Origin of the sequence: Pseudarthrobacter sp. 902506025 (assembly GCF_040702325.1) — a bacterium.
Taxonomy (GTDB): Bacteria; Actinomycetota; Actinomycetes; order Actinomycetales; family Micrococcaceae; genus Arthrobacter.
In genome coordinates this window covers 1-17188 of the sequence record NZ_JBFBKW010000014.1, presented here as the reverse complement: position 1 = coordinate 17188, position 17188 = coordinate 1, and the positions used below count along the sequence as shown (strand labels likewise).

Sequence of the window (17188 nt, the reverse complement as noted above, 5' to 3'; positions counted from 1 at the left end):
CCGCTACCCCAGCTCCATGACTTCAGGCCCAACAACCGGGTCCACGCGCCCCCGCCTGCATCACGCGTCGGGAGGGGGCGGGGCCACCACGGCCCGGGGGACCAGGCCCGGCAGCCGGCGCCGGGATCCCCTCGGCCGACGGCGGAACCTCGAACTGGCAGCGGTGCTGGCGGGCACGGCGGCGCTGTACTTGTGGAATCTCGGGGCGTCCGGCTGGGCCAACGCCTTCTACTCCGCCGCGGCCCAGGCGGGTTCGCAGGACTGGACGGCCTGGTTCTTCGGTTCCTCGGACGCTGCCAACTCCATCACGGTGGACAAGCCGCCGGCGTCCCTGTGGGTCATGGGGTTGTCGGTCCGGCTGTTTGGGCTGAACCCGTGGAGCATCCTGGTTCCTCAGGCGCTGATGGGCGTAGCGGCCGCCTGGCTGCTCTACCTGTCCGTGCGCCGGACCGCGGTGCACGCCACCGGAGATGCCACCGCTGCCCACCGGGCGGGCTTGCTGGGAGCCGCGGTGTTGGCCCTCACCCCGGTTGCCACGCTGATGTTCCGGTTCAACAACCCGGATGCCCTGCTGGTGCTGCTCATGACGGCGGCCGCGTACGCGGTCCTCCGCGCGGTCCAGGAGGACCGGTTGCGCTGGCTCCTGCTGGCCGGGGTGTTCCTGGGCTTTGGATTCCTGGCCAAGCAACTGCAGGTCCTGCTGGTGGTTCCCGGTTTTGCCGTGGCCTACGCGGTTGCGGGGCCGGGCAGGCTGGGCCGGCGCCTGCTGCGGCTGGCCGCGGCCGGGGCGGCGATGGTGGTTTCCGCGGGCTGGTGGCTCGTGGCCGTGCAGCTGACGCCGGCCGGCATGCGGCCCTACATCGGCGGTTCGCAGGACAACTCCATCCTGGAGCTGACCCTCGGCTACAACGGACTGGGCAGGCTGACGGGCGACGAAACGGGCAGCGTGGGCGGCGGCAACGGCTGGGGCGTTCCCGGCCTGTTCCGGATGTTCAACAACGAGTTCGGTGGCCAGATCGCCTGGCTGCTGCCCTCCGCCCTGATCCTTGCGGCCGGCCTGCTGTGGGTCGGCCGACGGGCACCGCGGACGGATCCGGTGCGCGCGTCCGTGCTGGTCTGGGGCTCCTGGGTGCTGGTGACCGGCCTGGTGTTCAGCTTCATGGCGGGCATCATCCACCCCTACTACGCCGTGGCGCTGGCGCCGGGCATCGCCGGGCTGACCGGCCTGGGCGCAGTCCTGCTGTGGCAGCACAGGCAGCAGGCGGCCGCCGCAATCGTGCTCGCGGCCGCAGTGGCCGCGGCAGCCCTGACGGCGTTCTCCCTGCTCGGCACCACCTCGGCCTACGGCCCCTGGCTGCGCTGGGTGGTCCTTGCAGGCGGGCTGGCCGGGGCAGCAGGAGCGGGCTTCAGCAAGTTCCTGGGCATGCGTTCGGTGCAGCGGGCGACGGCGGCCCTGGCCATCACGGCGTCGCTCGCCGGACCGCTGGCCTACTCCATCTCCACGGCGTCCACAGCGCACAGCGGGGCAATCGTCAGTGCCGGCCCCACGGCCGGCTTCGGCGCTGGGCCGGGCGGTGCTCCCGCCGGCGTCCGGAACAGCCGGAACGGGTCCGGCCCGAACAGCACCGGCGGTTCAAGTATTGCGGGGCAAAGCAACACAAACCCGGGCAGTACGGCACAAGGCAATACGGGGCACGGCTTCCGGCAGCCGAACGCCCAGGGCGGCACGGGCTTCGCGGGTGGCCGCGGGGGTGGCGTGGGTGGCCTCCTGGGTGCGCCCACGCCGTCGGCTGACCTGGTCGCCGCGCTCAAGAGCAGCGCCTCAAGCTACACCTGGGCCGCGGCCGTGGTGGGCTCCAACAACGCCGCGGGTTACCAACTGGCAACGGAACTGCCGGTCATGGCGGTGGGCGGCTTCAACGGCACCGACCCCTCCCCCACGTTGGCGCAGTTCCAGGACCTGGTAGCCCGGGGAGAGATCCATTACTTTATCGGTGGCGGAGCCATGCGCTCCACCACCGGTTCGGACGCTGCCACCCGGATCGCTGAGTGGGTGGCAGCCAATTTCACGTCGCAGATCGTTGGCGGCACTACGGTCTACGAACTGACCGGCCACTAGCGGAGGACGCCCCGGGGACCCGGCCGAATGATGCTCTGGCACGCGAGTGCCCGGGGTGAAGGGTGCCCGGGGCCCGGGCAGTCCATTACGGGGATACTCCCTCCGCAGTCACACAACCCGACGCGCTGCCAGCCGTGACTTCCGTTACCTAAATGTGACTTTCACTTAATCTTCCTGTACCGTCGATTGGGTGCGGTCCCCGTTCGGGCCGCATATCCCGGGTTGACGCCAAGCTCTGCCGCTTCCCCGGATTTCCGATTGAGCAACGGCAGAGGCGGGGGACCCACCGTCCCGGGCAATGAATGCCCTTGGGGTTAAGCCAGTACGTGATTTTTCCGTACGGCCGGATGCCCTCATCCGAACCCGACAGCTAACTCCGCAGGTGTGAGAGGCGATCAATCATGTCCAAAAACACGGCAGAAGCACGCCTGCATGCCAAGGCTAAACATAAGGCCACGCAGCAGGCAAAGAAAAACACCCTCGGCCGCAGGGCCGGAATCCTCGCAGTATCCTGCGCGGTTCTGGTTGGGGTCGGCGCAGCCGGCCAGGCCACCAGCAGCATGGCCCCGGTGTCATCGACCCAGGCAACCCAGGCAGCGTCCGATGCCCAGATGAGCATCGAGAAGAGCGACATCCGCTCCAACCCGGTGGAGAGCCCCGCTCCCGCCGCAATCGCAGTGGCACCGCAGGCGGCGGAGCCCGCTCCCGCGGCCCCGGCACCCGCCGCCCCCGCGCCGGCCGCGCCAGCGCCTGCACCGGCACCGGAACCTGCACCCGAGCCCGCCCCGGCTCCTGAGCCGGCACCCGCCGTCGCGGTCAACGACCCCGCCGGCGCCCAGGCCTACGCCGCCAGCCAGCTGGCCACATTCGGCTGGGGACCGGACCAGATGCAGTGCCTGCAGACCCTGTGGACGAAGGAATCCGACTGGACCACCACGGCCACCAATCCCAGCAGCGGGGCGTACGGAATCGTCCAGTCCCTCCCGGCCGAGAAGATGGCCAGCTCCGGCGCGGACTACCTCACCAACTACCGCACCCAGATCAACTGGGGCCTGGATTACATCAAGAAGAGCTACCAGTCCCCCTGCGGCGCACTGAACTTCCACCTGGCGCACAACTGGTACTAGGCACCTCTCTCCCGCGGCTGCGCGTCGAAGGACCACCCTCCGCGGAGCCTGCCCCGCATTGACCGCGGCCGACGGCGCGTCCCGGCTCTCCGCCGTCGTACGCCTTGGGCAGGGGCACAGCAGAGCATTGCAGCATCACCACTGCCCGCATCCAAACGGATGCGGGCAGTGGTGTTTTAACCCCAGGCTGCCTTAACCCTGGTGGTTTAAGCTGCAGCGCCCTATGGTGCGGACGTTAGGGTCGCGGTGGTTTCGGTTGCGGCGCCTGTGGTTGCGGTGCTTTCGGTTGCGTCCGGCCCGGCGTTCCGCCACGGGATGTACTGGACGGACCACTTGTTGCCGTCCGGATCGGCGAAGTACACGAAGTGGCCCCACGGCAGCACTTCGATATCACTGACGTCCACTCCGTTGTTCTTCAGGTGGTCGTGTGCGGCCTGGATGTCGTCCACCACCAGCTGCAGGTTTGACCCCGTGCCCGGAGGTGCGTCCACCAGCCCCTCCCCCAAACAGATGGAGCAGGCGGATCCGGGCGGCGTCAGCTGCACAAAGCGGATGTCGTCCGAAGGCCGCTCGTCATAGTCGGCGTTGAAGCCCACCCTGTTGACGTAGAAATCCTTGGCGCGGTCGACGTCGGACACGGGGACAAAGACAAGTTCGAGTTTCCAGTCCATCCGCACAGGCTAGCGGCGGTGATCCTGCCGGAAAAGGGGGAAGGCTACCCTGCGATGCCGTACAGGCGGTCGCCTGCATCACCCAGGCCGGGAACGATGTAGGACTTCTCATTGAGCTTCTCGTCGATGGAGGCCAGGACGATGTGCACGTTTGCGTCGCCCAGTTCCTCCTCCAGCTTGGCCAGGCCCTCCGGGGCAGCCAGCAGGCAGATGCAGGTGACGTCGGACGCGCCCCGCTTGAACAGGAACTTGATGGCCTCGCGCAGCGTACCGCCGGTGGCCAGCATGGGGTCCAGGACGAATACCTGGCGGCCGGTCAGGTCCTCCGGCAGGCGCTCCGCGTAGGTGATGATGTCCAGCGTCTCCTCGTCCCGGGCCATGCCCAGGAAGCCAACCTCGGCGGTGGGGACCAGCTTGGTCATGCCCTCCAGCATGCCCAGGCCTGCGCGGAGGATGGGGACTACCAGCGGGGTGGGCTTGGTGAACGCCGTGCCAATGGTGGTGCTGACGGGGGTTTCGATGGTGACGGGCTCCGTGCGGACCTCCCGCGTGGCTTCGTAGGCCAGCAGGGTCACCAGCTCTTCCGTCAGCTGGCGGAAGACCGGCGACGGCGTGTTCTTGTCCCGCAGGACGGTGAGCTTGTGGGCGACCAGAGGGTGGTCAACAACGAGAGTACGCATCCCCCAAAACTATCATCCGGCGGTGTCCTTGTTGTGGCTGCCGTGGGCATGCTCGTTGCCGTCCCCGCCGTGGTGGTGCACTTCCTCTGCCACCACGTCACGGACGATCGGACGGTCGAACGACGGAGCCGCACCGGCGTGCTCCCGCCTGCGGACCAGGTGGAACAGCCTGTGGGCCAGGATCACGACGCCCACCCAGGTGAGGCCCAGCAGCCACCCTGCCATGACGTCCGTCAGCCAGTGGTGGCCTAGGAAGACGCGGCTGAGCCCCATGGCGATGATGAAGAGCGCGCCGGCCGTGATGGCGGTGACGCGCACCAGCATGGTGTTGAACTGGAGGCAGATGAGGTACACCACCAGGCTGATCACCACGGTGGTATTCAGGGTGTGGCCGCTGGGGAAGGAGGGTGAATCCTCGTAGGGGGGCACCGCGTCCGCATGGTCCGGGCGGGTGCGGCCCACCAGTTTCTTGCCAAAGGTGGTGGCCATGATGGAGACCCCCGCCGCACCGCCGATCAGGACGAGCGGGCGCCAGTTCCGGCTGAGGAACGTCAGCCAGGCGGTCAGGATACTGGCAAGGATGGGCATGCCGATGCCGCCGCCGATGTTGGTGAAGCCGGTAACGAACGCATCAAGTCCGGGGCTGCGCAGGCTCTCGGCCAGGGCCAGGGCAGGCTTGTCCAGGTTGGCCAGGCCGGCAGAATCCACCACGTTGTCGTACACCTCGGCACCCAGCAGTGCCAGGGACACGATGATGACGCCGCCCACAAGGATGGTGAGGACGAGCGCCGCGTAAGGTTTGAACCAGAGACCTAGCCGATCCCGAAGAGTGTCCATGGTGCCTCCCGGCATCCGTAAGTAACCTGAGTATCCCCGAAACTATCATTGAGCCATGCCGTTGCCCGAAAAGAAACATGATGCCTGGATGGGCCTTGCCTTGGCGGAAGCCCGCAGGGCACTCGCCACGGAGGATGTTCCCATCGGCGCTGTGGTGATAGGGCCGGACGGCGGGGTGCTGGGTTCCGGCCGGAACCAGCGGGAGGAACTGGGCGACCCTACGGCCCATGCCGAGGTGGTAGCCATCCGTGAAGCGGCGGCACGCCTGCAGGAACGGGCACGCCTCGACGGCGGCCGCGCCGACGGCTGGCGGTTGTCCGACTGCACGCTGGTGGTCACGCTGGAACCCTGCGCCATGTGTGCCGGAGCGATTGTCCTGGCCCGGATCCCGAGGGTGGTGTTCGGGGCCTGGGACGAGAAGGCCGGCGCCGCAGGCTCGGTGTTCGACATCCTCCGCGAACGCCGGCTCAACCACTGGGTTGAGGTGTACCCGGGAGTCCGCGAGGATGAGTGCGCCGTGTTGCTGCGCGGGTTTTTCGCCGGTCACCGCGGAGCAGCCTCTAGTCCCGTTCCGCCAGCGGGGCCAGCACTCCCCTTGCCGTAGTACCCCAGTCCGGAAGGCGTGTCCGCGCCTCCAGCGCTGCTGCGCGCCAGCTTTCCCTGATGTCCGGGTCCTGCAGCCAGTGGCGCAGGACGCCGGCCAACAGGCGCGGGCTCTCCTGACCACCTTCCGGAAGTGGCAGCGCTGCCCCGGGAAGCCGGGGTCCGCCGTCGGCCGCTATTAATCCTGCCAGCCCCAGCGCCTCCACCGCCCCTGTCCCTTCACGGACCAGGACCGGGATGCCGCGGGCCAGGGACTCGGTGACGGCCATGCCGAACGCCTCCTGCCGGGACACCAGGAGGCTGAGATCCGTCCGCGCCCATTCAGCTTCCAGTGCTTCGCCGGCGAGCTCACCGGTGAACCGCACCCGTTCCTGCAGCGAATTCTCCGTTATGGCAGCCCGGACTTCCCGCGCATAGTCGGAGTCTGCCCGGTCCGAGCCCACCAGGGACGCGGTCCAAGGGAGGTCTCGGACCAGGGCGAGTGCTTCCACCGCCAGCATCTGGTCCTTGTTGGGCAGCAAAGCGGCGACGACTGCCAGGTGCGGAGGCGTGGAACCGCCGGCCTGGGCTGCTGGGTCGACTCCGGGCAGGGCGACGTGTGCCTGCGGAAGCCCTCTTTCGGTCAGGACAGATGCGGCCCAGGTGCTGGTGCAGATCACACCGGCTGCTGCGCTGAGCGCCCTGGCCTCGTCTGCCAGGGCTGATTCGCCTGAACTTTCCGGCACCGGCATATGCACCAGCACCCATGTTTCCTGTCCCGCCCGGGCCGCGGCTTCCAGCTCAGCCGGGGCACCAACGGCCACCAGCCCGTCGACGATTGCCACTGCCTGCCCGGGACCTCCCCCAGGTTCGCTTGCTTCGAGGAAGGTGCCCAGCCGGCGTCGTTCGGTGGCGCCGGCGTGCGGCCAGTCCCCCTCAACGCTGATGACGTCCACCGCGGCGCCAAGTTCCCGCAACCCTGACACCAGGCGGGCGTTGTAGACGTTGCCGCCTGAGCTGTGGCGGATGTTGCCGGGGACCAGCAGCCGGATGTGGCGCACGGTCAGGCGGTGAGGTCCAGGGAATAAGCGGCCCACGCGTCCGGATTCTCGCGCAGCGTGACGTCGAGGCCCGCGAGTTCGCGGCCGTCGTCGCTGTCCTTGATCCTGGCGGCGACTTCCTGGGCGATGTACTGGGCCAGCGCTTCCGTGGTGGTGAGCTTGCCGTCAAAATCCGGGTGCTCGTCGAGGTTGCGGTAGTTCAGGCCGGCCAGCACTTCCTCGATGATGGTTCCGGCGGCGCCGATGTCCAGGACGATCGCGTCATCGTTCAGGGCACGGCGACGGAAGGTCACCTCGGCGACGAAGGTCGCCCCGTGGAGTCCCTGGGCCGGGCCGAACGCTTCACGCGGAAGACTGTGGGCAATCATGAAGTGGCGGCGGACTGTCAGGCTGAACATGGGTTACCTCAAGTTTTCGGAGTCGTGGGCGGCTGGAGTGGGTGCTTGGTTGGTGGCGGGGTACTCAACGACGTGGCACAGCGCTTCCAGGGTGCCGTCCGCCAGGCTTTGGACGACGCCGGGCAGGTCCTCGAACTTGGAAGAGCCGGTCAGGAATGCGTCGAAGACGGGATCCTTCAGCAGGGACACTGCCAGATCCAGGCGGTCCGCATTGGTGCGGCGGTGGCGCCGGGCACGCGCCACCATGCCCACCTGGCTGGCCCTGATGGACAACCGCCTTGCGTGGAAATCCTCCCCCAGCGGGACAGTGACTTCCCGGTTGGCGTACCAGGACATTTCGATGACGTCGCCTTCGTCGCCGACCAGCTGCAGGCTGCGTTCCAGGCCTTCCTGCGAGGCCGAGCAGTGGAACACGATGTCGCAGTCGTCCAGGGCGTCGTCGGGGTGTGCAAAGTCCACGCCCAGGGTGTCAGCGAGTTGCTTCCTGCCCGGATCCAGGTCCACCAGCTGAAGGCGTTGCAGCGGGAAAGTGCGCAGGAGCGTGGCCACCATGCCGCCCACCAGGCCTGCACCGACGACGGCAACCCTGTCCCCGAGCCGCGGCCCGGCTTCCCACAGGGCGTTGACTGCTGTTTCCACCGTCCCGGTGAGGACCGCACGCCGGGAGGGGACGTCGTCGGGAATCCTGGTCAAGGACTCCACCGGAACCACGTAGAGGTCCTGGTGCGGGTTCAGGCAAAAGACGCGCTGGCCTTTCCACCCCTCGGGCCCTTCCTCCACGATGCCGACAGACAGGTAGCCAAATTTCACCGGGCCGGGGAACTGGCCTTCCTGGTGCGGGGCCCGCATTTCCTCTGCGACCCGTGGCGGCACTGCCCCGGCGTGGACCACCATTTCCGTGCCCTTGCTGATACCGGAGTAGAGGGCACGGACCAGCGCTTCGCCGGGGCCCGGGGCCGGCACGTCCTCGGTTCTGAGTTCGCCGTGCTCCTTGGCAGTGGTCCAGTATGCGGTTGCGTGGATGGGAGTCTGTGAATTTGTCATCTTGCTGATGAATCTAACCGGACGCGCAGGGACGGGGAAAGTCCGACGCCGCGTGGCAGGGTTCATTGCTTCACGAGACAAGGTGCTGGAGGAGCGCTTCTTCGAGGAGGCTGTGCTCTTTGGCAAGGCTCGGTTCTCCAGGCACCGCCCCTTCGCCCGGCATGATGTGCCCACCTGGCAGGTACCTTTCACCTTGCAGGAATCGCGAGGGCCAGCGTGGTGGTTCCCAGTCCTGGTGTTCGCTTTGGTAGTGGCGGCCGGTGGGTGAGGTCCAGCCGGGTGGTTCGTTCTTGGTGGCGGGGGTGGGTTTCCAGGCGGTGGTGTGGCGGAGTTTGTGGTGTTTCGGGCAGGGCTGTCCCAGGTTGCTGATTCCGGTGGTGCCGCCGTTGGCCCAGGCGAGGATGTGGTCGGCGTCGTTGTCCAGGGAGTTGTTGCTGCAGCCCGGGAACGGACATTTGCCGTCCCGCATCCGCAGCCACGCCCGCATCGCGCCGGTGACCCGGTAGCTTGTCCGGCCGATTTCCAACGGTGCCCCGTCCCGCGGGTCCACCAGGACCCGGTAGAACGAGCCCGCACCCTCAGCGACGAGTGCCATGGCCATTGACGGCGGGATGGGGCCGCACCCGTCCAGCACCGCCGGTTCATCGGTCTGGCCCAGCAGGGAGAACACCGGAACCGTGACCAGCACCTGCGCCCGGATACCCGACGACGGCTGGTCGGTTCCGGCGCCGGCACCCGCACCCGCACCCGCACCCTCGGTGACGCTACTGCTGGAACTGCCTCTACCGCGGGTGTCGCGGTCGTTCGTGGTGCCGTTGGTGAGGATCGCCTCGGCGAAAGTGTCGGCCCGGAGCTGGGTCAGGGTCCTGCCCTCGCCGGGTCCCTGCATGCCCCGGGCGGCGGCGGTGAGCCGGTTCCACCCGGCCAGGGCTTGGTCCGCGGGAAGGTACGCGGACAGCCAGGCCATCCCGTCCTGGTCCGGGCGGAACTCCACCCGCCGGTCCGCGACGCCTTTGGCGTGGCGTTTTTCGATGGACCCGGCCTGGTGGCGTTCCCGCCAGGTCCGGGCCTTGGCCTTGAACCGGTGCGCCGGCAACTGCCCCACCGGGCACCCCCGCGCCGGGTGCGGTGCGTCCGGGTCAAGGAAATGCGCTTCCAACGCCGCAGCCCCATCAGGATCGAGGCACGCTGTTTCGTCCGCCATCACCACCGCGTGGCTCCAGGAGATCGCCCCGGCCTGCAACGCCTCCAGCGTTCGCGGCAACGTCGCCGTGACGGCGTGCGAGGTGACCAGGAACGAACCCGCGGCCCGCGGCCCCAGGGCCAGCACGCATCCGATCTCCGCCGCGACCGCCATCTCCTGCGCCCGTACCGGAACATCCGGCCCCGCAACAGCTGCGGCGCTCTCCGCATACCCAACGGCAGCCTTGGCCTTCACCGCAGCGATCCCGGCCTCAACCTCCCGGGACCCGGCCAGAATCTCCAGGCAACCCTCCGCCAAACCAGCCAACGGGTCAGCCACAGAAAAAGGCACCGCACCGGCCCCATCCACCTCAGCATTCAGCACAGCAAGGGCAGCCTTGATCTCCCCGAACGCCCTCGCCACCGCTGCCTTCCCCATAAACCCATCATGACAAAGGGGTACGACAATCAAGACCGGCCGCCGCAGCCCTGGCTGGTGGTACGCACGTTTTGGGGATGCAGGCCTTGCTCCGGTACCCTATTGAGGTTGGTGACGTGTCCGAGCGGCCGAAGGTGCAACACTCGAAATGTTGTTTGGTGTAAAAGCCAACGTGGGTTCAAATCCCACCGTCACCGCCAGATAGAAAGGCCCTGCTTCCCTTGTAGAAGGGAAGCAGGGCCTTTCTTCATCCCGGGAAAGGTGCCCCCGAGTGACGCCATGATGTGGACTACCGCTTGGTCGGCGACGAAAGCCTCAGCGGGTCGGATCGACCATGGTCATGCCCGCAACGTTGGCGGTATCAAGCCGGGGCAGCATTTCGGCAGCCTCCTCCAGACCAATCACGCGTTCGATCAACTTCTGCGGTTCGAGCGCTCCCGACTCAATCAAGGCGAGCATTCCGGGGTAGTCCGCCGCGGCCATCCCGTGGCTTCCAAAGACGTCCAGTTCCCACGCAATCACCCGCGCCATGGGCACACGGGGGTGGCCTTCCACGGGCGGCAGGAGCCCGATCTGGACGTGCCGCCCCCGGCGGCGCAGGCTCAGGAGTGCGTCGGCGCACGTCTGTTCGCTGCCGACGGCGTCGACCGAGACATGGCTACCTCCCGTGAGCGCGTGCACCTGTGCCGGAACGTCTGAACCGTCTGCAACCAGGACCTGGTCCGCGCCAAGGCGCGCAGCCACCTCAAGGGCGGCCGGGTTCCGGTCAACAGCAATCACTTTGCCGCCGAGGGCCTTGGCGATCATGACAGTGCTGAGCCCCACGCCGCCTGCCCCGATGACGGTAACCCATTCATCGGCTTTCAGGCTGGCCCGGCCGGTCAGCGCACGGTAGGCAGTGGCGAACCGGCATCCCAGGCTGGCGGCTGCCTCGAAGCTGACGCCCTCGGGAATTGCCACGAGATTGGTGTCCGCCGCGTGGATCACCACCTGCCCAGCAAACGAACCCCAGTGCGTGAAGCCAGGCTGTTGCTGCTCCGGGCAAACCTGCGCGTTGCCGCTGAGGCACCACTCGCACGCGCCACAGCCCTCGACGAATGGTGCGGTAACCCGGTCGCCGGCCGTCCACTTCGTCACTCCCGGGCCAACACTGGCAACGACACCGGCGAATTCGTGGCCCGGGACATGCGGCAGCGCTATATCGTCATGTCCTGCCCAGGCATGCCAGTCGCTGCGGCAGAGCCCCGTCGCAACGACGCTGATGACGACGCCGCCCACCGGCACCTCGGGCTCTCCAACCTCCCGGACGGCCAGCGGCCCTGCTATCTGGTCCAAGACAATCGCGCGCACATGTCCTCCACATATCGACGTTGTGCCGCCCGCATCCTTGAGCGGCTCCGGCCGACATCTTCCCACGCGGCGCCGATGCGCTGAAAAACCTCCCCAGGATCACGCCCGGGCCGCGGCGTGACGCCGGGGGCCGTCGTCGGGCCTGTCCCAAACCGCGCGCCCCAAAAGGCGCGGCGGTCAGAGAAGCCGCTGGTAGATGCGGTGATCCTGCCACTGGCCGGTGATCCGAAGGTAGGCGCGCGCCGTGCCGTAGGCCTCAAAGCCGTTCTTTTCCAGCACCCTCTGCGATGCCATATTGTGCACCAGAGTGGCTGCTTCGAGGCGGTGGAGGCCGAGCCCATCTTTCGCGATGTCGGTTGCCGCGGCCACTGCTGCCGTCATGAGCCCCCGGCCCTGGACAGACTGGGCGATCCAGTAGCCCAGGTGGGCGTTCTGGAAGGCGCCCCGGACGATCGAACTGAGCGTCAGGAGTCCCAGAATGCCGTCTCCACCAGCCAGCACCATGGAAAGCGCTGTGCCTGCGTCAAGATCATCCCGCCTTCTCCTGATCAGCTCGCGCTGGCCTTCAACGGTATAGAACTCCTCTGCCCTGACCGGTTCCCACGGGGCAAGGTGGGAACGGTTGGCCTGGAGCGCCCCAGCCAGGGGTCCTGCGTCGGCAGCCTGCACGGGACGGAGAACGGTGCCGTCAGCGAGTTCACAGGAGAAGTCCACTGGTTCAGGCTACACAGCCGGAAAAGCGCGCCGCAGGGGCCCACCATGTGTCCCGGGCCAGCACTTTGCCCCTGGCCAGCAATGAGTCCCTGCTGCCGCTGCACCAATTGTCGTCACCATCAGGCAGAATGGGCCTGAATTAGTCCAAGCTCTGGAATACAAGTCCTCAATGAGAATCCAGGACGGGAATGAACGAATTCTTTACTTCTTCTTTCGACAAGGGCGTGCTGCGGTTGCAGTGGAGCCCCGAAGTCCTCATAACCTATGACATTGCCGTCCGGGCGGCGCGGGTCCTGGAAGGCCTCAGCGGCGGCCGGGTCCTGCCTCTTCTTGTTGACCTCGCGGGGGTTGCGGCATTGACGCCCGAGGCCAGGGCCGGGATGAACGCCTACCGCGGGTTCTCCGCCGTCGCCCTCATTGGCGATGGCCCGATGGGCAAGGTTGTGGCGGCGTTTTCCCAGCGGTCCCTGACTCCCACGGCATACTTCACCAACGGCCCCGATGCCCTGCACTGGCTTTCGGAGCAGGGCAACCGGGCCGGCACGCCAGGCGGGGCGCTCCGCACTGACCGCTGAGGGCGCGGCTGTCACAGCTGTGCCGACGGCGGCGGCTTCCTTTGCGCGTCCCTTCCGGCGCGTTTTTTGATGCCCAGCAGCATGGCACGATCCATGACGAGGTAGCCCGGCCGAAGGACGAAATCCATCAGTCGAAGACCCCATGGCCGTCCGGGGCCGGACCGGGTGCGGAGCAGCAGCCTGGTCCCCGCGTCACCGGCATCATGGAGGACGAATTGCCAGGTCCCGGTGACCGTCCCAGGCGGCGCACCAGGGCTCAAGTCCAGGACCAGATGGCGGCAGCTCTCCATGTCCACCACACGCGGCCCGCTGCGTCCGCCCGGATAACCTTCCGGCGTGAAGGCAATGATGTCTCCCACCTGCAGGTCCTGCCACTCGGGGTGGATGCGGTCTGCATTCGTGACGCCCAAATGGAGCAGCCCGTTCTCCAGCCAGGTGTAGGAATACAGGCCCGCACGGTCCACCCCCATCTGCAGAAGCCATGGCCAGACTTCCTCCGGCGGTGCTGGGATGGTGACCGCCATGGTCTGCACTTCAGCCGGAGCGGGAATCAGTCCGTCGCCGGGAAGGGGCATCGATCTTTCCGGCTCCGTCGCTCCCCACGCGCCCAGGGTGCGGGGCAGGAGACCATGCGTAATGAAACCGGCCGCGGCAGCAAAGCCGAAAACCGCCGGCAACCAAGGACGGAAACCAGCGGAGCGCGAACCAGCAAAGCGCAAACCACCACTTGCCCGGTTCCCCCGCTGTGATGGCTTTACGGTAGCCAGGAAACCCGGCATCAGGCTGGTCATGGCGTCTCTCCTCCGCGATCGGATGCAAGGAGCATATGGACAGGGTTCCCCGGGGACCCAGAGTCCAAAGCCCTCCCCGTGCCGGCGCCCCACCCTCCACAGCTGATATGCGCCCAATGCTTGACGGTCCCGTCCGGCACACGCTAGAAAGTAAGTAGCCTTATCATTTCCCAATGATGCACACCCGTTCCGCAAAAGGAGGACATGCCATGAGCGACAAGCCAGGGAACCAGACCCCCAACACGCCTGATGTGAGTGAAACCGAACTGCGCAACAAGAAGGTGGACGAACTCCGCCAGGATGCCAAGCAGGAGCACATCGCCGGCGCTTCGGGCATGCGCAAGGAAGAACTTGTGAAAGAGGTGGCCCAGGCCCGGCAGGAGGACGCGGATAACGGCCGGGGCCGCAACAGCCGCTCCGGGGCGGACGACGAAGAAGACCTGGGAGCCGGCCCCGACGGCGGCAGGGTCCGCCATGGCGACGACTCGTCCAAGTCGTTGAAGTACTCGCAGGAAATTACGTCCACCGAGGAGGAGCCAGAGCGCGAAGGACGCAGCCTCGCGACCACACACCATGAGGTCATCAGGCAGTGGGCGGAAGAACGCGGCGGCGTTCCGGCGACTGTTGACGGCACGGAACACGGGGACCACCTGGGCGTCCTGCGCATCGACTTCAGGGAGAAGGACGCGAACCTTCGTGAAGTCAGCTGGGAGGAGTGGTTCAAGACGTTTGACGACCGCGGGCTCAACTTCATCTACCAGGAACAGAGGTCCGACGGGAGACAGTCCAACTTCTTCCGGCTGGAGAACCCGGAGCGTGAAGACGCCTAGGGGGACCCAGGCCTGACGCATAAAGGAGGCGCCACCGCTGCTGCGGTGGCGCCTCCTTCAGTTGGTTCCTAAAGCCGGGTGTCGAAGGACCCGCAGAATACGTTGTCGTTGAACGTGCCCTGGAACTTCGATTTGCCCTGGATCTTGTCCACGGCTGCCCGGATGGCTTCCCGGGTGCCCGCATGGGCGTGAATGGCTGTCTTGACCATGGGCACGTCGATCAGGTGGTTCGGCTGGTTCAGCGAGACGAACACCGTGGGCACTTCCGTGACGTACCACGGGATTTCCGCTGCCATCGGGGAAGACCACTTGATCCGGATGGCTGCTTCCTGCGCAAAGCCCTTGACGTTGGCGAAGACAAACGCAGCGTCGTACTTCTCCGCGTAGTCCCCCGTGGCTTCCTCGGAAATGATGGACATGAAGTTCACCCCGGTCTCCCCCGCTGCCTCGCGCTGCTCGGCGGTGCGGAACAGGTGCACGTCGAAACCGGCAGCCTCGAGTTCCTCCTTCACCACCTCCAGGTAAGCCAGCGGATCGGCACGGGTAAAGTCGGCGCCGCCGGAAATGCCGTACAAACGGATCCGGGGATGCGTCTTCGGGGTGATGGGCAGGTTGCCGGCGGTGTCCTTGACCAGGGTCACCGTCTTGTCCGCGATCTCGGCGGCCACCGAGCGGTGCTCAGCGGATCCAATGACCGCAAGCGCCTCGGCAGGCGGCACCAGTTGGTCAGCGGCCTTCAGGTGCAGCCCCAGCGACGCTTTCAGCCCAAGGATCCGCCGCAGCGCATCGTGGAGCCGCTGCTCGGTGATGATCCCGGACTTGTAGCCGTCCAGCATGTACTGGAAGTCCTCGGCCGGGTTGCGGAAGAACAGGAACATGTCGCAACCGGCAGCGATCGTGGCCGGCACCAGGTCCCTGCGCTTCCGCGCCTGCGTGAGGCCCACCATCTGTGACGCATCGGTGAGCACCAATCCGTTGAAGCCGAGTTCGCCGCGCAGCAGGTCCTGCAGCAGTTCCGGGGACAACGTGGCGGGAAGGATCTCAGCGTCGGAGAGGCCCGGCCGGAAATGCCGGGAAACCTCCGGGGCCCCGATGTGGCCCACCATGATGGACTGCACGCCGTGCGCAATCATCTCCCGGTACACGTGGCCGTACGTCCGGTTCCACTCCTCATAAGGGAGGGTGTTGTAGGACGTCACCACGTGCTGGTCGCGCTCGTCAATCCCGTCGCCCGGAAAGTGCTTCATTGCGCAGGCCGTGGGCGATTCACTGATGCCGTCGAAGTATTCCTTGGCGCGCTCCACCACGATTTCCGGAGTGTTCCCGAAGGAGCGCGTGGAGATGACGGTGTTCCGCCAGTTGTAGTGGATGTCCACGATCGGCGCGAACGCCCAGTTGCACCCCAGTGCCGCGGTTTCCACTCCGGCCACCCGCCCCATCTGCCGGGCGATGGCCTTGTCCGGGTGCGAGCCTGCCTGCAGGTGCGTGGACACGAACGTGCCGTCGTCGCAGCTGCCGGCTCCGCCCATCTCCGGGTTGGATGCAATCAGCAGGGGAATCCGGGTTTTGGACTGTGCGTAGCGGATGTGTTCCTGCACGGCGGCGGAGGGACCCGGGCGGTACCGCATGCCGCCCACATGGTAGGTCTCCAGCACACCGTCGAGGTACGCGGGTGAGTAGTCGTTGTTGTGGTTGATGAACAATTGCCCGATTTTTTCCTCGAGCGTCATGGCACCCAGGGTGCCTTCCACCCAGGCGATGGCGTCGCCGTCGAGATTAAACGGGGCAGCTGCCAGGTCGACGTCGAACCGGCGCGGCGCGGTGCCATGGGCACCGTTGGCAGGACGTACGACGGCGGCAATCCCCGAGAGTGCCTGGGCCACCACGTCCGGGACGGGCAGGGCGATGTCCACCACCACGCCGGCTTCATCGTCCTGCAGCGGTTCCAGGGTGGCGAGCTGGGAGTCCAGCAGCGTGGTGGGCATGAAGTGGCCCGACCTGCCTTCAACGCGCTGCGCGAGGACCTCCTTGCTGCCGTTCAGGTGCAGGAACACGGTGTCCGGAGCCTGCTCCCGGATGGCATCGCGGTAGCTGCGGCGCAACGCGGAGCAGGCCAGGACCAGTCCGCCGTCGCGCGCCTTGGCCAACTCTGCGCCTACCGTTGCGAGCCAGGGCCAGCGGTCCTCGTCCGTCAGCGGGGTGCCGGCTGCCATCTTGGCCACGTTCTCCACGGGGTGGAGGGAGTCGCCGTCGAGGAACGGGACACCCAGTTCGCGGGCCACGAGGTCCCCGATGGTGGTCTTGCCGCAGCCGGAAACACCCATGACGATGATGCGGTGCTTTGTCATTCTTGGTGCCTCACCAGTCGTGGCCGCGCTCACCAGTCGTGTACCGTGCCGTCGACGAGGCGGTTGTAGGGCAGGTAGGCCTGCTGGTACGGGTAGGCCGCGGCGGCTTCCTCGTTGAATTCGACGCCGATCCCGGGCTTGTCGCCCGGGTGCAGGTACCCGTCCACGAACGTCATGGACTGCTCGAAGACCTCGTTGGTCTTATCCGAGTGCTGCATGTACTCCTGGATCCCGTAGTTATGAATCGCCAACCCCACGTGCAGCTGCGCCGCGAACCCCACCGGGGAAATGTCCGTCGGCCCATGGAAACCGGACTTGATCTGGTACTGCGCAGCGAAGTCCATGACCTTCTTCAGGGGGCTGATCCCGCCGAAGTGCGTGGACGCGGCCCGGACGTAGTCGATCAACTGTTCCTTGATCAGCGTCTGGTAATCCCACAC

General features: G+C 66.8%; 17 protein-coding genes, 1 tRNA gene and 1 riboswitch. Of the genes, 6 read left to right on the top strand and 12 right to left on the bottom strand.

The genetic code is table 11. The features are described from left to right. Positions 1–16: 16 nt before the first annotated feature. Positions 17–2119: an ArnT family glycosyltransferase gene (locus tag AB0280_RS19675; protein ID WP_366368478.1), complete on the top strand. Its 2103-nt coding sequence runs from the start codon at positions 17–19 to the stop codon at positions 2117–2119. Positions 2120–2353: 234 nt separating this feature from the next. Further along, positions 2354–2515: riboswitch (cyclic di-AMP (ydaO/yuaA leader) on the top strand. Between the two features lie 5 nt (positions 2516–2520). Continuing rightward, complete coding sequence (locus AB0280_RS19670) at positions 2521–3246, top strand: hypothetical protein (protein ID WP_366368476.1); 726 nt, start codon at positions 2521–2523, stop codon at positions 3244–3246. A gap of 221 nt (positions 3247–3467) precedes the next feature. Here AB0280_RS19670 and AB0280_RS19665 read toward each other — a convergent pair whose 3' ends face one another. The 3 genes from AB0280_RS19665 to AB0280_RS19655 are packed head-to-tail and all read right to left on the bottom strand — an operon-like array spanning position 3468 to position 5434. Beyond that, a complete protein-coding gene (locus tag AB0280_RS19665; protein WP_366368474.1) occupies positions 3468–3917 on the bottom strand; it encodes a glyoxalase superfamily protein in 450 nt (149 codons plus the stop codon). A gap of 44 nt (positions 3918–3961) precedes the next feature. After that, entirely contained in the window at positions 3962–4597 is a 636-nt protein-coding gene (upp, locus tag AB0280_RS19660) for a uracil phosphoribosyltransferase (protein ID WP_141158139.1), read from the bottom strand. Positions 4598–4609: 12 nt separating this feature from the next. Further along, positions 4610–5434, bottom strand: a complete 825-nt coding sequence (locus tag AB0280_RS19655) for a phosphatase PAP2 family protein (protein WP_275180917.1) — start codon at positions 5432–5434, stop codon at positions 4610–4612. A gap of 55 nt (positions 5435–5489) precedes the next feature. Here AB0280_RS19655 and AB0280_RS19650 point away from each other — a divergent pair, with 55 nt between their 5' ends. Then, positions 5490–6038 (top strand): nucleoside deaminase, encoded by a 549-nt coding sequence (locus AB0280_RS19650; protein WP_307487965.1) that lies wholly within the window; start codon positions 5490–5492, stop codon positions 6036–6038. Here the strand turns inward: AB0280_RS19650 and AB0280_RS19645 are convergent. The 4 genes from AB0280_RS19645 to AB0280_RS19630 form a co-directional block, all read right to left on the bottom strand. Next, positions 5995–7077, bottom strand: a complete 1083-nt coding sequence (locus AB0280_RS19645; RefSeq protein ID WP_366368471.1) for a glycosyltransferase family 4 protein — start codon at positions 7075–7077, stop codon at positions 5995–5997. The genes AB0280_RS19650 and AB0280_RS19645 overlap by 44 nt on opposite strands. Positions 7078–7079: 2 nt before the next feature. After that, positions 7080–7475, bottom strand: a complete 396-nt coding sequence (locus tag AB0280_RS19640) for a 6-pyruvoyl trahydropterin synthase family protein (protein ID WP_224024891.1) — start codon at positions 7473–7475, stop codon at positions 7080–7082. A 3-nt stretch (positions 7476–7478) separates the two neighbouring features. After that, a complete protein-coding gene (locus tag AB0280_RS19635) occupies positions 7479–8519 on the bottom strand; it encodes a zinc-dependent alcohol dehydrogenase (protein ID WP_275180920.1) in 1041 nt (346 codons plus the stop codon). 70 nt (positions 8520–8589) lie between these two features. Beyond that, positions 8590–10140 carry an HNH endonuclease signature motif containing protein gene (locus AB0280_RS19630; RefSeq protein WP_366368468.1) on the bottom strand — a complete coding sequence of 517 codons (1551 nt, stop codon included), beginning with the start codon at positions 10138–10140 and terminating at the stop codon, positions 8590–8592. A gap of 110 nt (positions 10141–10250) precedes the next feature. Here AB0280_RS19630 and AB0280_RS19625 point away from each other — a divergent pair. Then, a tRNA-Ser gene (locus tag AB0280_RS19625) sits at positions 10251–10340 on the top strand. A 115-nt stretch (positions 10341–10455) separates the two neighbouring features. Here the strand turns inward: AB0280_RS19625 and AB0280_RS19620 are convergent. Both AB0280_RS19620 and AB0280_RS19615 read right to left on the bottom strand, forming a co-directional pair. Next, positions 10456–11490, bottom strand: coding sequence for a zinc-dependent alcohol dehydrogenase family protein (locus AB0280_RS19620; RefSeq protein WP_366368466.1), 1035 nt, complete (start codon positions 11488–11490; stop codon positions 10456–10458). 177 nt (positions 11491–11667) lie between these two features. After that, positions 11668–12204 (bottom strand): GNAT family N-acetyltransferase, encoded by a 537-nt coding sequence (locus tag AB0280_RS19615; RefSeq protein WP_307487954.1) that lies wholly within the window; start codon positions 12202–12204, stop codon positions 11668–11670. A gap of 188 nt (positions 12205–12392) precedes the next feature. Between AB0280_RS19615 and AB0280_RS19610 the strand changes: the two genes are divergently transcribed. After that, positions 12393–12779, top strand: coding sequence for a hypothetical protein (locus AB0280_RS19610; RefSeq protein WP_366368463.1), 387 nt, complete (start codon positions 12393–12395; stop codon positions 12777–12779). 11 nt (positions 12780–12790) lie between these two features. Here the strand turns inward: AB0280_RS19610 and AB0280_RS19605 are convergent, their stop codons facing one another. Continuing rightward, entirely contained in the window at positions 12791–13354 is a 564-nt protein-coding gene (locus tag AB0280_RS19605; protein ID WP_159632993.1) for a hypothetical protein, read from the bottom strand. A 425-nt stretch (positions 13355–13779) separates the two neighbouring features. On the opposite strand from AB0280_RS19605, the gene AB0280_RS19600 reads away from it, so the two are divergent. Next, positions 13780–14400, top strand: coding sequence for a Rho termination factor N-terminal domain-containing protein (locus AB0280_RS19600; RefSeq protein ID WP_366368461.1), 621 nt, complete (start codon positions 13780–13782; stop codon positions 14398–14400). Between the two features lie 68 nt (positions 14401–14468). On the opposite strand, the gene AB0280_RS19595 is transcribed toward AB0280_RS19600, so the two are convergent. Together AB0280_RS19595 and AB0280_RS19590 are read right to left on the bottom strand one after the other, a co-directional pair. Next, positions 14469–16748: a gluconokinase, GntK/IdnK-type gene (locus AB0280_RS19595; protein WP_366368459.1), complete on the bottom strand. Its 2280-nt coding sequence runs from the start codon at positions 16746–16748 to the stop codon at positions 14469–14471. 29 nt (positions 16749–16777) lie between these two features. Beyond that, positions 16778–17188: enolase C-terminal domain-like protein (locus AB0280_RS19590; protein WP_366368457.1), on the bottom strand; the 411-nt coding region annotated here is incomplete at its 5' end.